Here is a 14614-nt window from a genome sequence, read left to right as displayed (position 1 = left end):
CAGCTTAAGCTGCCTGATTACCGTTCACAAAATCAGCAAGTACCGATACCGTCGCCTTTTGCTTGAGGTATTCGTTAAAGTGGATCAACGACAATTCTCCACTCATGTCTTCCACCAGTGCTGAACAGTTTTCAATCCAATCGCCATCGTTAATGTAATGAATGCCATTTACCATTAGCGATTCCGGGTGATGAATATGGCCGCAAATTATGCCATCCAGACCTTTTGCCTTAGCGTAATCACATCCTGCGGTGCGATAGCGTTCAATGGCTTTATTGGCCCCTTTAATGTGTTGCTTAATATAGCCAGCCAGTGACCAGTAATGCCTGTTGCGCCAGGCACGGAATCGGTTGTACCAACGGTTTAAAAACAGCAGTAAATCGTAGCCCTTATCGCCAATCCAGGCATGAAATTTACCCAGTGTCACATCGGTATCAAATTGGTCGCCATGCAACACCAGATATTGCTTGCCTTCAGCCGTTACGTGTACAATTTCCCGCTCTATTTGAATATCGCCAAATGTCATACCGGCGTATTTCTGTATAGGTGCATCGTGATTGCCTGGCAGATATATTACGCGAGTGCCATTGTTGCTCATGTACATGATTTTATGCATCACGCGGTTATGGGCTTCCGGCCAGCGAAACTGCTTTTCCATCTGCCACATGTCTACAATATCGCCCACCAAATACAGTGTATCAACAGAGATATTGTGAAGAAATTCAAGTAAGTATTCTGCTTTACAGTCTTTGTTGCCCAAATGAATATCAGACAGCCATACTGCTTTGTAATGGAGCTTTGGCATCACGTCACCCTGCTGGTTTAATGTGGTTTCGCTGGGTTTACTTTAGTGGAACCAATTTACAGTTAAGTGACGTCTGTTTGACGTTTCGGTGACGAGTTATTGAACGTTACGTGACACCGAATGGAAGGGCAGAATGGGTGGTAAACAGGCATAAAAAAAGCGCCTGAAGGCGCTTTTTACACTGTTCGTTAATCGTGGATTAACCCAACGCTTTAACTTGCGCAGCCAAACGGCTCTTGTAACGAGCAGCTTTGTTTTTGTGAATCAAACCTTTAGTAGCCATTCTGTCAAGAATTGGTGTGGCAGCAACCAGTGCAGCCTGCGCAGCTTCTTTATCGCCATTGGCGATAGCCGCTACTACTTTTTTAATACTTGTACGAGTCATGGAGCGACGGCTGGCGTTATGCTGGCGACGCTTTTCGGCTTGAATTGCACGTTTCTTAGCAGACTTAGTGTTAGCCAAGGTGTAACTCCCAGAAAAAATTCATGTCAAAAACGAGGGTGCGGATTGTGCCTAGCTATCGGCTATTTGTCAAACAATTTCTTAAATAAGCCTTGCATTAATCTGGCGGGCGTTACAATACCTGTACCGCGGCTAAAATAAAAGCCTTTAAACACGTGTACATAGCATTATGGCCCAGGAAAATGGCTGTTGTTCTGCGGAACGGGATTTTTTGTGAAATTAGCTGTGTTTCGGAACCTGCGGAATTGATACAGGTCACAACGTAAGAGTCTGTGTATGCGTACACTGTGGAACAGAAAAATACGTAGCCAGCAAGCGTTGAAATCTGGCTAACGAAAAAAATGAAAGGATTAAATATGCTTACTGTTGCCGATATCATGACCTGCCCGGTGCTTCAATTACACGAGGGTAATACCCTCCACGATGCCCATTACATTACGCGTCATCGGGGCATTCGACATCTGCCAGTGGTGAACAAGGACACCAAGGCAATTGTGGGAGTGGTTACGCAGAAAAGTCTGGTTGCAAAAGTCATGAGTTTACTGGTGTTATACGGTAATGACGCGCTGGAACAGCACGAAAAAGATACCAACATTATGGAAGTTGCTGTGTTGGATTTTGACACCGTGAAGGCAAGCGATTTCATTCGCGATGTCGCGCCGTTCTTTTTGCGTAATAAACATGGCTGTCTGCCGGTGGTTGATGATCACAAGCAGGTTATTGGTATCGTTACTTCTACCGATTTCGTAAATTTATCGATGATGTTGATCGACAAAATGGATAAGCTCGGATAATCCCATTCAATCTGGTTGATAAATGGCACTGCTTGCACAATGAGCATTAGCTTAACCTGCTGACTTTACGCTAGAATGGCGATACTTGTTGGTATTGGTTGGGCGCTTCGCCCTGAATGGAACTGCTGTGTCGAGGAAGTTAATTAAGTCAGGCCTGATTGTTAGCACGATGACCTTGCTGTCTCGTGTGCTGGGCCTGATCCGTGATGTGGTTATTGCAAAATTGATGGGCGCCGACGCGTCCGCCGATGTGTTTTTCTTTGCCAATAAAATCCCCAACTTTTTGCGACGACTATTCGCCGAAGGCGCATTTGCCCAGGCCTTTATTCCGGTACTGACTGAAGTACACGCCGAAAAAGACGATGCCAAATTAAAAGCGTTCGTAGCCTATGTTTCAGGAACGCTGGGCGCTATCGTTTTTGTAACAGCCCTTATTGGGGTGGTGTTATCGCCAGTGATGACCGCGCTGTTCGGTACAGGCTGGTTCATTGATTATCTCAACGATGAACCGGGTGGCGAGAAATTTGAACTGGCAAACACCATGTTAAAAATTACCTTTCCGTACATTGCGTTTATTTCGTTAACCGGTTTGTCGGGCGCCATTCTCAATACTCTCAATAAGTTCGCGGTAGCCTCGTTTACACCAGTATTACTGAACGTGTGTATTATCGGCTGCGCCTGGTTACTGGCTCCGCAAATGGAGCAACCCGCCTTTGCTCTGGCCTGGGGCGTATTCCTGGGCGGTATTGTGCAACTGGGGTTTCAGTTACCCTTTTTGTATCGTGCAGGCCTGTTGGTTAAACCTAAATGGGGATGGCATGATCCCGGTGTAATCAAAGTGCGCACCCTGATGATCCCTGCGCTGTTTGGTGTGTCGGTGGGGCAAATTAACCTGTTACTCGACACCTTCATTGCCAGCTTTTTGGTAACCGGTTCGATTAGCTGGTTATATTATTCAGACCGCCTGCTGGAATTCCCTCTTGGCCTGTTTGGCATTGCCATCGCCACGGTAATTCTGCCTACCTTGTCGCGCAATCACGTTGGCAAAGACGAAAGTGGCTTTTCCGGTAACATGGACTGGGCAGTGCGCATGATTTGTTTGCTGGGCATTCCTGCCGCCACCGGATTAGGGGTGTTAGCCGAGCCCATTCTGGCGGTGATTTTCCAGCGCGGAGCCTTCACTGCCGAAACAACCCGCATGGCGTCGTACAGTCTTACCGCCTATTCCTTTGGATTACTGAGCTTTATGTTAGTAAAGGTATTGGCGCCAGGTTATTACTCACGTCAGGACACCAAAACACCGGTAAAATACGGCATTTGGTGTATGGCAGCCAATATGGTGTTAAACCTGATTTTTGCTATTCCTTACGGTTACATTGGTCTTGCGATTGCTACCAGCTTGTCGGCAACGCTGAATGCGGGGTTGTTATATATGGGCCTGCATCGTCAAAACGTATACCGATTCAGTCGGTTAACCCGGGGATTTGTGCTGCGGGTGATGGTAGCTACCTTTGCGATGACGGGGGCTATAGTGTGGATGCAATACGGCGTGGCCTTTACTTCGCTGGTTTTCGAAGAGCAGGTTATCTCGCTGATCCTGACAATCTGTCTCGCCGTTGCGGTGTTTGGCGGCAGCCTGTTTGCGATGGGGATTCGCTTCCGTCATTTTAAATCCCGCAATTTTAACCCCGCTTAGCGATTGGTATTGCGGGCTGGGTAGTTTATAATCGCCGGCTTTGTAGCTTAGTCATCAATAAGGTTGTAGTGCATTGTGGAGCTAATTCGGGGCCTGAATAATCTGAAAGCCAGTCATTTTGGTTGTGCATTAACCATTGGCAAGTTTGACGGCGTTCACCTTGGTCATCAGGCGGTACTGAAAAACGTTATCCAGCAAGCGCGACGCCTCGGTTTGCCAGCTACCGTAATGGTGTTTGAACCGCACCCTGAGGAAGTATTTACACCCGCTATCGCACCAGCCCGAATCAGCCCACTGGCTGAGAAATATCAGTTGCTGAAAGCGCAAGGGGTTGATCGCTTGTTGTGTGTTCGGTTTAATGCGCAATTCGCCGCACAATCGCCCCAATTGTTCATTGAAAAATGGCTTGTTGGCAAGTTAGGCGTAAAGTTTCTGGTAGTTGGCGATGACTTTCGCTTTGGCAAAGCGCGTCAGGGCGACTTTGACATGCTGGCAGCGGCGGGCACTGAGTACGGTTTTGATGTGGTCAGCACGCAAAGCTTTCGCATGAAAGATTGCCGGATAAGTTCTACCGCCGTGCGTGAAGCGCTGGCCGACAGCAATTTTGAGTTGGCCGAGGATATGTTGGGGCGGCCGTTTTTTATCAGCGGGCGGGTTGTGCATGGCGAGAAAAAAGGCAGAACCATAGGCTTTCCAACCGCCAATGTATTGTTAAACCGTTGCCAAACCCCCATAACAGGCGTGTTTGCAGTTAAACTTACCGTTGCAGGACTAGCGTACAATGGCGTGGCAAACATCGGCTCACGTCCAACGGTGAACGGACAGCGCAAGCAACTGGAAGTGCATATATTTAATTTTAGCGGCCATTTGTATGGTCAGCGTATAACGGTAGTGCCGGTCGAAAAAATTCGTGACGAGCAACGGTTCGATGGATTGGCGGCGCTACAACAACAGATTGCCCGTGATGTTGCCCAGGCACAGCGGATTTTAAAAATGAATACCGACCTGTAAAGGTCTGAAACGGGAACCTCCCGATAACGCGGACGGAAATAACAAACGCTATGAGTGATTACAAAGCCACACTGAATTTGCCGGAAACCGAGTTTCCGATGCGTGGAAACCTGGCCCAACGTGAACCCGAAATGCTGAAAAGCTGGGAACAGCAAGGTTTGTATAAGCAAATTCGTGAAGCCAAAGCCGGTAAAACGCCTTTTGTGCTGCACGACGGCCCCCCGTATGCCAATGGTAATATTCACATTGGTCACGCGGTAAACAAGATCCTCAAAGATATTATTGTAAAGTCTAAAACCCTGTCTGATTTTGATGCGCCTTATGTGCCTGGTTGGGACTGTCACGGTCTGCCCATCGAATTGATGGTAGAGAAGAAAGTGGGCAAGCCCGACGTTAAGGTAACGGCGGCTGAGTTCCGTCAGAAGTGCCGCGACTACGCACAACAGCAAATCGACGGTCAAATGGCAGACTTCAAACGTCTGGGCGTTCTGGGTGAATGGGACAACCCTTACAAAACCATGGATTTTGCCTCAGAAGCCAATATTGTTCGTGCATTGGGCAAAATCATTGAAGCTGGCCATCTGGAAAAAGGGTTTAAACCTGTTCACTGGTGTACAGACTGCGGCTCAGCACTTGCCGAAGCGGAAGTGGAGTACAAAGACAAAACCTCGCCTGCCATTGACGTGAAATTCCCGTTGGCAGACGTAGCAGTATTTGCTGAGGCATTTGGCGTTAGCGCAGATGAACTGCAAGCGCATAACGCGGGTGTGGTAATTTGGACCACGACCCCATGGACACTGCCTGCTAACCTTGCGGTGAGCTTACATCCGGAATTAGAGTACGCATTGATCGCCCTTGAAGGCGTATCAGATTGGCTGATTGTAGCCAGTGACTTGGCTGAGAGCTGTGCCAAGCGTTACGGTAGCGAGTCGTTCAAGGTGGTAGCAACCTGTGTAGGCAGCGCATTAGACAAAGCGCGTTTACAGCATCCATTCCTGGATAAAACCTCTCTTATCGTACTGGGTGAGCACGTTACTACCGACTCAGGTACAGGCTGTGTTCATACTGCGCCTGCACACGGTGTTGACGACTTTAACGTGTGTAAACAATACGACATTGAAGTGTACAACCCGGTTGGCAATAACGGTGTTTATCTGGAAAACACGCCACTGTTTGCTGGTCAGCATGTGTTTAAAGCGAATCAGTCGGTTATCGACACGCTGGTTGAGCATGGCAATCTGGTACTGAACGTGGCGTACGAGCACAGCTATCCGCACTGCTGGCGTCACAAAACACCCATTATTTTCCGTGCCACGCCACAGTGGTTTGTTAGCATGGATAAACTTGGCTTGCGCGAGCAGTCTTTAGAGCAAATTCGCAATACTCAGTGGATCCCGGAATGGGGCGAAAACCGCATCAGTAAAATGGTGGAAGGGCGTCCAGACTGGTGTATTTCCCGTCAGCGTACCTGGGGTGTACCCATTCCTCTGTACGTACACAAGGTATCTGGTGAGCTTCACCCCGACACATCTGCGTTAATTGAGCAGGTTGCCGCAAGCATCGAACAATCAGGCATTCAGGCCTGGTGGGATATCGATGATGCAGCGCTGTTAGGCGCAGATGCTGATCAATACGAAAAAGTAACTGATACCCTGGACGTTTGGTTTGACTCAGGTGTGACGCATTTCTTCGTGGTGGATTGCCGTGATGACATTCCTGCGTCAGCGGATTTGTACCTGGAGGGTTCCGACCAACACCGCGGCTGGTTTATGTCGTCACTAATGACTTCTACCGCCATGCACGGCCGTGCGCCGTACAAGCAAGTATTAACTCACGGCTTTACTGTAGATGCTCAGGGCAAGAAGATGTCCAAGTCGCTGGGTAACGTTGTTGCGCCTCAGGAAGTCACTAACAAGCTGGGTGCAGATATCCTGCGTTTGTGGGTAGCATCAACCGATTATCGCGGTGAAATCGCAGTATCGGACGAAATTCTGAAACGCGCCGCCGACAACTATCGTCGTTTGCGCAATACCGCCCGATTCCTGCTGGCAAACCTGAATGGCTTTAATCCGACTACTGATCTGGTGGCAGAGCAGGATATGGTTGCGCTGGACCGCTGGATGGTGACTCGCGCTAAACAACTGCAGGAAGAATTGATTGCCGCCTATGAACGTTATGATCTGCTGGTAGTATCGCAAAAGCTATCGCACTTCTGTTCACTGGATTTAGGCAGCTTCTATCTGGATATCATTAAAGACAGACAGTACACCGCTAAACAAGACAGCGTAGCCCGCCGTTCATGTCAAACCGCTTTGTACCATATCGCGGAAGCGCTGGTTCGCTGGATGGCGCCAATTACCAGTTTTACTGCTCAGGAAATCTGGCAGGAAATGCCGGGTGAGCGCGGTAAATTTGTGTTTACTGAAACCTGGTACAACGGCTTTAACAGCTTTACGCAAGATGGCGCGCTGGACGATGATTTCTGGCAACAGATCATGCTGGTAAAAGATGCGGTTAACCAGGCGCTTGAACAGGCCCGTAAAGCCCAGGTATTGGGTGGTTCGCTGGAAGCCGAGATTACCCTGTACGCCGATGAAGGATTAAAAACGCAACTTAACCTGTTAGGTGATGAACTGCGCTTTGTGTTAATCACATCGGGTGCATCGGTAAAAGCCCTTGCAGACAAATCTGACGATGCTGTGAAAACAGACGTCTCCGGGCTGTATGTTAGTGTTGCGAAAACCGCTGGTGAAAAATGCGTGCGCTGCTGGCATCACCGTGAAGACGTGGGTACCCACGCAGCACACGAAGAACTGTGTGGACGCTGCGTAACCAACGTAGATGGCGACGGAGAAGTACGTCACTATGCTTAATGTGGTAAGCCAGACCGGGCTGCGTTTTTTATGGATCAGTGTTGTAACGATTGCGCTGGATTTGTGGAGTAAGTATGAAGTAATGGCCACCATGGATTTGTATGAATCCATTCAGTTAGCGCCGTTTTTCAACTTTACCTATGTACACAATTACGGCGCAGCGTTCAGCTTTTTACATGGCGCTGGTGGCTGGCAACGCTGGTTTTTCACGGCAATTGCTATCGCTGTGAGCGTTGTGATCCTGTGGTGGCTTAAGCAAACACCTAAGCAACAGAAGTTGCTGCCGGTGGCCTTTAGTTTCATTCTGGGGGGCGCCATTGGTAATGTTTACGACCGTATCGCACACGGTTATGTCATCGATTTTCTGGATTTTTACGTAAATGATTGGCACTGGCCGGCGTTTAATTTAGCCGACAGCGCCATCTTCGTTGGTGCCGCGCTACTCATTTGGGACATGTTAACCAATAAGTCCGACAGCGCCAGCGATACGACAACCCAATCTGCAAGTGAGAAATAAACCGTGAGCGAACAAGCCTTACCGGTCATTGGCCAAAACAGTCAGGTTATTATGCATTTTGACCTGAAATTATCCGACGGTTCCGCCGCTGATAGCACGCGGGTAAATAAAAAACCTGCAAAGCTGGTTATGGGCGATGGCAGTTTAACGCCTAATTTTGAAGCCTGTTTACTGGGATTAAAAACCGGCGATAAGAAGTCTTTCGAGTTAGGCCCGGACGATGCGTTTGGACAATCCAATCCCGACAATATTCACCATATGGATCGCAGCCGGTTCAGCAGTGATATGAATATTGAACCGGGTACCATCATTGCTTTTGCACAACCTGACGGCAGTGAAGTGCCAGGGATCGTGCGCAGCGTGGCGGGGGATTCGGTTACCGTGGATTTTAACCATCCGCTGGCTGGACAAACTGTGGTATTTGATGTTGAAATCATCGACGTGATCAACGCATAGGCCAGGGAGCACTGTGGTATGCAAATTCATTTAGCCAATCCGCGTGGTTTTTGTGCCGGTGTTGACCGGGCCATTACCATTGTTGAACGCGCACTGGAAATCTTTCAGCCGCCAATTTACGTGCGTCACGAGGTGGTACACAACCGCTTTGTAGTAGATGGATTGAAAGAGCGCGGTGCGATTTTCGTTGATGAACTTACTGAAGTGCCCGACGACAATATTGTGATTTTTTCTGCGCACGGCGTATCTCAGGCAGTGCGCCAGGAAGCAGAGCGCCGTGGCTTAAAGGTATTCGATGCTACCTGTCCGCTGGTAACCAAAGTGCATCTGGAAGTTACCCGTGCCAGTAAGCGTGGCACTGAATGCGTGCTAATTGGCCATGCTGGTCATCCTGAGGTAGAAGGTACTATGGGGCAGTACGATAACCCCAAAGGCGGGATATATCTGGTTGAATCGGTAGCCGATGTAGATACGCTGGAAGTGAAAAATCCCAATGCGCTTTACTATTGCAGCCAAACTACCTTGTCGGTTGATGACACCGCCGACGTGATAGATGCACTGCGTGCACGTTTTCCGAAAATTGAAGGCCCGCGCAAAGACGATATTTGCTATGCCACACAGAATCGCCAGGATGCGGTGCGTGAACTGGCACAGGATTGTCAGGTGTTGCTGGTTGTAGGGGCGCAAAACAGCTCAAATTCCAACCGACTGCGCGAACTGGCCGAGAAAATTGGTGCAAAAGCCTATCTCATTGCAGATGAAGCCTGTATCCAAAAAGAGTGGCTGGACGGTGTTGAACACATTGGTGTTACCGCCGGGGCGTCTGCGCCTGAAGTACTGGTTAAACGCGTCATTCAGCGTTTATTAGACTGGGGTGCGGTTAAATCGTCAGAACGCCCGGGCCGCGAAGAAAATATTGAATTCGCGGTACCTAAAGAACTGCGTATTAAGCAGGTTAGCTAGTTAGCTAACCTACTATCCTCATACCCCTGCCGAAACGTATTCATAGCCTCACCAGCACGCTGCTGGCTGCCTGAACATCGATTGGTCAATGGTGAGGCTGGCGCAGCCTTTGTCTTGCTTTTGCGTGCCTGTAGCCTTTGCTGTGAGCAAAAACGTTTGTGACGTAACATTGGCAATAGAAAACTGATAATAATCTGAATTGGGCAGGCCTAGTGCTTGCCCGCTCGCAAAACTCGGGTTTTGCAGTCGGTACGCTTGCTGATCGATATGTAAACTCAACAATTGCATTTTTACGGCGTCTCGACGCACCTTTCGCAGTTGCTCCTGATACACTGGCATTGCCACCGCACTCAAAATGCCCACAATTGCCAATCCAATCATTAATTCCAGTAAGGTAAATCCCATCATTTTGCTGTGAGTCATGGTGCTGTTTCGCCTATCCCTGATTACCGGATAGTCAGGCTACTAAAACACGCAGGGCAGACCAACGCCCTTTGGTACAGGATGGTAAAAACCGTTAATAAGGCCAGTATTACGATTGGGGCGTAATGGAGTTTCATGCTCCTTTCGTCATCCCTGAATAACGAAGCGATGTCAGGTGTTTCTCTGCGTCATCCCTGAATCACGAAGTGATATCAGGGATCTCCCATAAAAGCCTTGTGAGCCGTAAACACCCCCTTTTTAGCTCAACCTCAATAATTCATTGGCAACCAGTCATCAATCAGATTAAGGTATTGTTATCAATAAATTATGTAGCGAGTTCAAGGATGAGTAAGACCGTGTGTTACTGTGAATTCTCTAAAAGAAGACGTTAGGTTCTGAGGGGGATCTGTTTGTGCAACCAGATTATTCGAAATATTCAAATTTAGAACTGCAGGAGGCGATTGATTCTATCGATAAAATAAAGTACCCCGAACGCTACAGAAAATTGGAATTAGAAATAAAGTCACGTAGTAACGAATTTGAGAAAGACCTGCGCAAAGCGAAACAAGATAATAAAGACTTGTGGGTTGCGATTGGGTGTCTTTTTTCGTGATGACGTTAATTACGTTTATTGGCATTGACGCAATTATTACTGGTGAATTTACTCTCAAAAACTACGTATTTACCAGAGAAGAATACCTTGTTCTTTTCATAGCACACGTAGTTTTTTGTTTTGCCAACGTTCTTTTGTTAGCGGTAGGCTTATTTAAAATGTCCCGTAGTCGCACTTAACAAAAAATCATTTCGGGGAGTTGGCTAAGACACAAATAACCAGGCTGCTTCGCTATTATGCCCGACGAGATTGTGCCCCCTATTTTAGAAAGTAAGCATACAAGTATGGAAGATCGATTAGCGAAATACATTGTGAACGTGGCGGGAGCGTCGTATCTATTAATTGGGGCACTATTTTTTAGCATTCTATTTGTCGGGGAAGATAATCCCTTTGAGGACTCACTTTTTGTACAGTCACTCATTTTTCTGATTGTATACGCAATCTCCCTCGTGCTAATTCACGTGAGCAAAGGTAAACCAGTACGTTCCAAAGCAATAATGTGGGGTATTAGCATTGTGCTCCATTTGGGTCTAATGGGTTATATCATTTATCAGTTTGGAGACATTGCAGCTCTGGTATTTATGGTAGCAGAGTGCGTAATATTGGTTTTGCAGCTTATCGGCATTTCCAGTATTGGCTTTCAAATTTATAAAGGTGCCAGGCAAAATACATAACAAGTCAAAGCAGCGAAGCATCAGTTGCCTGATGCTTCGTTATCGTTAAACCAGAAAATACTGTTCAGCAAATTGGTTGTGGATGTCTGCTAAATCAATTTGCAGTTCATCAATGTATTTGTGCAAGGCAGCACCTTGTAAATCGGAGGATTGCACTTTGTTCAGCTCTGTAATGCTGTGGTCGATACGCTCCAGCATAGTTGGGCTGTTTGGAATGGTGATCAGCAAACTGCGCATTTGATTCAGGCAGAATAACACCGAACGCGGGAAGTACGGGTTATGCAGCATAAATTCCAGTACGTCCTGTGGAGTCACTTTCACGCCCATTTGCTGGCGATACATTTGGTAAGCACTTAACGAACGCAGTACGCTCATCCATTGTAAGTTCTCGTAAGGACTGTCATTGGTTAATGAGCCCAGTACGGCGGAACGCACATCAATAATCCGCGATGTCATGTCTGCGCGTTCAAGCAAGGAGCCTGAGCGAATAAATACGTAGCCCGCATCGTGGTTAAGGGTGGATTCCAGCGCACCAAAGAATAACTGAATCCCTTCAATTACATGCGTTAAGCTGGCAAAGCGGTCGCGTTTACTCAGAAAATCATTGGGTTTTTCTTTGGCCGTTTGGTACAGATTGTTGATGGTTTCCCATACTGGTCTGGGTACCACTTCGCGTACGGTACGGGTGTTGTCGCGGGCCAGTTTTAACGCATTAACTATAGAAGACGGGTTACGGCTATCCACGGTCAGGTATTTCAGTACGTTTTTCTCGGAATAATCAGAGTAGTACTGCGTGAACGATTCACGATGCCCAATAATATCGATTAAGGGGGCCCAACCAGGCGACACGCCGCGTGGCAAATCCATCATCAGTAAATTGTTAACGTTGATCAGACGCGCCAGGTTTTCAGCCCGCTCTACGTAGCGGGCAGTCCAATAAAGTGTTTCAGCTACACGTGACAGCATCTCAGGCTTCCTCCTCTACGATCCAGGTATCTTTACTTCCACCACCTTGTGAGGAATTTACCACCAATGAGCCTTTCACCATGGCAACCCGGGTTAATCCGCCTGTTGTAACATAGGTAGACGTGCCTGAAGATAAAATAAAGGGGCGTAAATCAACGTGACGTCCTTCTATTTTGTCGTCAATCAGGGTTGGTACAGTCGACAGGCTTAATGTGGGTTGCGCAATCCAGTTACGGGGATCGGCTTTCACCTGTGCAATGGTTTCCTGTTGTTGTTTTTTGGTGGACTTAGGGCCGATCAGCAACCCATAGCCACCCGATTCGTTGGCCGGTTTAACCACCAGTTTATCGATGTTTTTGATGACATAATCCAGTTGCGAAGGCTCATAGCAGCGATAAGTTTCCACATTGGGTAACTTCATCTCTTCGCCCAGATAGTATTTGATCATCTCAGGTACATAGGTGTACACCACTTTGTCATCGGCTACACCGGCACCAGGGGCGTTAACCAGCGCCACATTACCGGCGCGCCAGGCGCGCATAATACCGGGAACACCTAATTGTGAGTCTTTATGGAATACTTCGGGATCCATAAACATGTCGTCGATACGACGATAAATCACGTCTACCCGTGTTAAACCATTAATGGTTTTCATGTACACACAATCGTCATCATTCACCACCAGATCACGACCTTCTACCAGTTCGCAGCCCATTTCCTGAGCCAGATAGCAGTGTTCAAAATACGCTGAGTTGAATATGCCTGGGGTCAGTACCACCACTTCGGGTTTGTCCTGAGGTCTGGGCGACATTGCGGCCAGCATATCGAATAACTGTGATGGGTAATCATTCACCGGCAGAATATCAATATTCTCAAATACTTCCGGGAAAACGCGTTTAATTACTGAGCGGTTTTCCAGCATGTAACTCACACCAGAGGGTACGCGAAGGTTATCTTCCAGCACGTATATAGTGCCATCATCATTGCGCACTAAATCTGAACCGCAAATATGCGCCCAGATATTATTTTTAGGTGTTATGCCAACGCATTGCTTGCGAAAGTTAACCGACTTTTCCAGTAATTCACGTGGGAAAATACCATCCTTAATGATTTTCTGGTCGTGGTATAAGTCGTGAATGAAATGGTTTAACGCCTCAGTACGTTGAATCAGGCCATCCTCTACCTGTAGCCATTCTTTTTTCGGAATGATGCGTGGAATGATGTCGAATGGCCAGGCGCGGTCGATCGAGCTGCCCTCGCCATACACGGTAAAGGTGATTCCCATTTGTTTAATGGCTAATTCAGCAGCCGAACGGGCTGATGATATTTCGTCAAAACTCAGTCCGTTGAGATAATCCAGGAGCTGCTTACCGTGTGGTCTCGGCGTACCATTTTCATCCACGAGTTCATCATAGAATCCCTTAGTGTCATATTGCATCCTATTCAAGACCATTGGTTACTCCTGTTGGTATTTTTATTAATTTTCGATTCGATTCATGTCTACCGCTACAGACAGACTATGTGATCCACCACCAAACATAATGCCTTTCAGAGGGGTAATGTCGGCGAAATCCCTGCCTGTGGCTAAGGTGACATGTTGATCGGTCGGGATCAGGTTGTTAGTTGGATCGTAATCGAGCCAACCCAAGCCCGGAATATACACCGCAAACCAGGCGTGTGTTGCATCTGCACCGGTTAGCTTTTCCTGACCTTCGGGCGGAATGGTTTCTATATAGCCACTTACATATCTGGCGGCTAAGCCGATACTGCGCAGGCAGGTAAGGGCAAAATGTGCATAGTCCTGACACACGCCGCGCCGATGCTGAAATATATCGGTAACCGCCGTATTGACGGTTGAGAATTCCGGGTCAAAGGTGAAGTCATCAAAAATTCGCTGCATCAGGTCGTTGCAGGCCTCCATGATCGACCGTCCTTCGCTGAATGATTGCAAACAGTATTGGCGAATCTCAGCGGTTGGGGTGGTCTGACGCGTGGGCAAGCTGAATTCAGCAGCATGAATTTGCTGACTGTCCTGTGGTGAGCGCAATGCATCGCGAACGCTTTCCCAGGCCACATGCGCGGCAAATAACTGCTGTTGCGGCCGGACAAGAATTTCAACTTCACTGTATGCGGTAACAATCATTTCTTCGTGCAGGCTGGGTACTTCAAACACCGTGACCTGGTTGTTGAAATAGTCAGTAAAGTCAGATGTGTAATCTGCGTCCGGACTGATTTCCAGGCGATGCGTAAGGCAACGCTGATAGTCATTGGTTTGTGGAATCAGGCGGGCGTGATTCTGACTCAGACTAACTTTGTCTGCGTAGCGGTAAGTGGTGACATGTTTAATACTGTAACGCATA

14 protein-coding genes are annotated in these 14614 nt (G+C 47.8%); 8 read left to right on the top strand and 6 right to left on the bottom strand.

Features of this window, described 5'->3' with window-relative positions; all coding sequences use genetic code 11:
• Window positions 1-4: 4 nt before the first annotated feature.
• Both FJ444_RS15455 and rpsT read right to left on the bottom strand, forming a co-directional pair.
• Window positions 5-805: a UDP-2,3-diacylglucosamine diphosphatase gene (locus tag FJ444_RS15455; RefSeq protein WP_140959724.1), complete on the bottom strand. Its 801-nt coding sequence runs from the start codon at window positions 803-805 to the stop codon at window positions 5-7.
• Window positions 806-1004: 199 nt separating this feature from the next.
• Window positions 1005-1268: a 30S ribosomal protein S20 gene (gene rpsT / locus FJ444_RS15450; protein WP_140959722.1), complete on the bottom strand. Its 264-nt coding sequence runs from the start codon at window positions 1266-1268 to the stop codon at window positions 1005-1007.
• A 341-nt stretch (window positions 1269-1609) separates the two neighbouring features.
• On the opposite strand from rpsT, the gene FJ444_RS15445 reads away from it, so the two are divergent.
• From FJ444_RS15445 to ispH, 7 genes are all read left to right on the top strand, one after another.
• Entirely contained in the window at window positions 1610-2062 is a 453-nt protein-coding gene (locus FJ444_RS15445) for an HPP family protein (RefSeq protein ID WP_140959720.1), read from the top strand.
• A gap of 127 nt (window positions 2063-2189) precedes the next feature.
• Entirely contained in the window at window positions 2190-3758 is a 1569-nt protein-coding gene (gene murJ / locus FJ444_RS15440; protein WP_140959718.1) for a murein biosynthesis integral membrane protein MurJ, read from the top strand.
• 75 nt (window positions 3759-3833) lie between these two features.
• Window positions 3834-4769 (top strand): bifunctional riboflavin kinase/FAD synthetase, encoded by a 936-nt coding sequence (gene ribF / locus FJ444_RS15435; RefSeq protein ID WP_140959716.1) that lies wholly within the window; start codon window positions 3834-3836, stop codon window positions 4767-4769.
• A 50-nt stretch (window positions 4770-4819) separates the two neighbouring features.
• Window positions 4820-7642, top strand: coding sequence for an isoleucine--tRNA ligase (gene ileS / locus FJ444_RS15430; RefSeq protein WP_140959714.1), 2823 nt, complete (start codon window positions 4820-4822; stop codon window positions 7640-7642).
• The gene (gene lspA, locus FJ444_RS15425; RefSeq protein ID WP_140959712.1) at window positions 7635-8159 is read left to right on the top strand and encodes a signal peptidase II; all 525 of its coding nucleotides are present in this window, start codon (window positions 7635-7637) and stop codon (window positions 8157-8159) included. The genes ileS and lspA overlap by 8 nt, the downstream gene beginning before the upstream one ends.
• A gap of 3 nt (window positions 8160-8162) precedes the next feature.
• Window positions 8163-8615, top strand: coding sequence for an FKBP-type peptidyl-prolyl cis-trans isomerase (gene fkpB / locus FJ444_RS15420; protein WP_255439227.1), 453 nt, complete (start codon window positions 8163-8165; stop codon window positions 8613-8615).
• An 18-nt stretch (window positions 8616-8633) separates the two neighbouring features.
• Complete coding sequence (ispH, locus tag FJ444_RS15415; protein WP_140959710.1) at window positions 8634-9578, top strand: 4-hydroxy-3-methylbut-2-enyl diphosphate reductase; 945 nt, start codon at window positions 8634-8636, stop codon at window positions 9576-9578.
• 48 nt (window positions 9579-9626) lie between these two features.
• Here ispH and FJ444_RS15410 read toward each other — a convergent pair whose 3' ends face one another.
• Window positions 9627-10001 (bottom strand): type IV pilin protein, encoded by a 375-nt coding sequence (locus tag FJ444_RS15410; RefSeq protein ID WP_140959947.1) that lies wholly within the window; start codon window positions 9999-10001, stop codon window positions 9627-9629.
• An 897-nt stretch (window positions 10002-10898) separates the two neighbouring features.
• On the opposite strand from FJ444_RS15410, the gene FJ444_RS15405 reads away from it, so the two are divergent.
• The gene (locus FJ444_RS15405) at window positions 10899-11288 is read left to right on the top strand and encodes a hypothetical protein (protein ID WP_140959708.1); all 390 of its coding nucleotides are present in this window, start codon (window positions 10899-10901) and stop codon (window positions 11286-11288) included.
• A 45-nt stretch (window positions 11289-11333) separates the two neighbouring features.
• Here the strand turns inward: FJ444_RS15405 and FJ444_RS15400 are convergent, their stop codons facing one another.
• From FJ444_RS15400 to FJ444_RS15390, 3 genes are read right to left on the bottom strand one after another with little or no spacing between them, the layout of a single operon-like run.
• Window positions 11334-12254, bottom strand: coding sequence for an alpha-E domain-containing protein (locus FJ444_RS15400; RefSeq protein WP_140959706.1), 921 nt, complete (start codon window positions 12252-12254; stop codon window positions 11334-11336).
• Window position 12255: 1 nt separating this feature from the next.
• Entirely contained in the window at window positions 12256-13707 is a 1452-nt protein-coding gene (locus FJ444_RS15395; protein WP_140959704.1) for a circularly permuted type 2 ATP-grasp protein, read from the bottom strand.
• 24 nt (window positions 13708-13731) lie between these two features.
• Window positions 13732-14613 (bottom strand): transglutaminase family protein, encoded by an 882-nt coding sequence (locus FJ444_RS15390; protein WP_140959702.1) that lies wholly within the window; start codon window positions 14611-14613, stop codon window positions 13732-13734.
• Between the last annotated feature and the right edge of the window lies 1 nt (window position 14614).

The organism is Aestuariibacter sp. GS-14, from assembly GCF_006494365.1.
GTDB classification, from domain to species: domain Bacteria; phylum Pseudomonadota; class Gammaproteobacteria; order Enterobacterales; family Alteromonadaceae; genus Alteromonas; species Alteromonas mangrovi.
The sequence above is the reverse complement of the archived record's forward strand: the minus strand, read 5'-3'. Positions and strand labels throughout refer to the sequence as shown.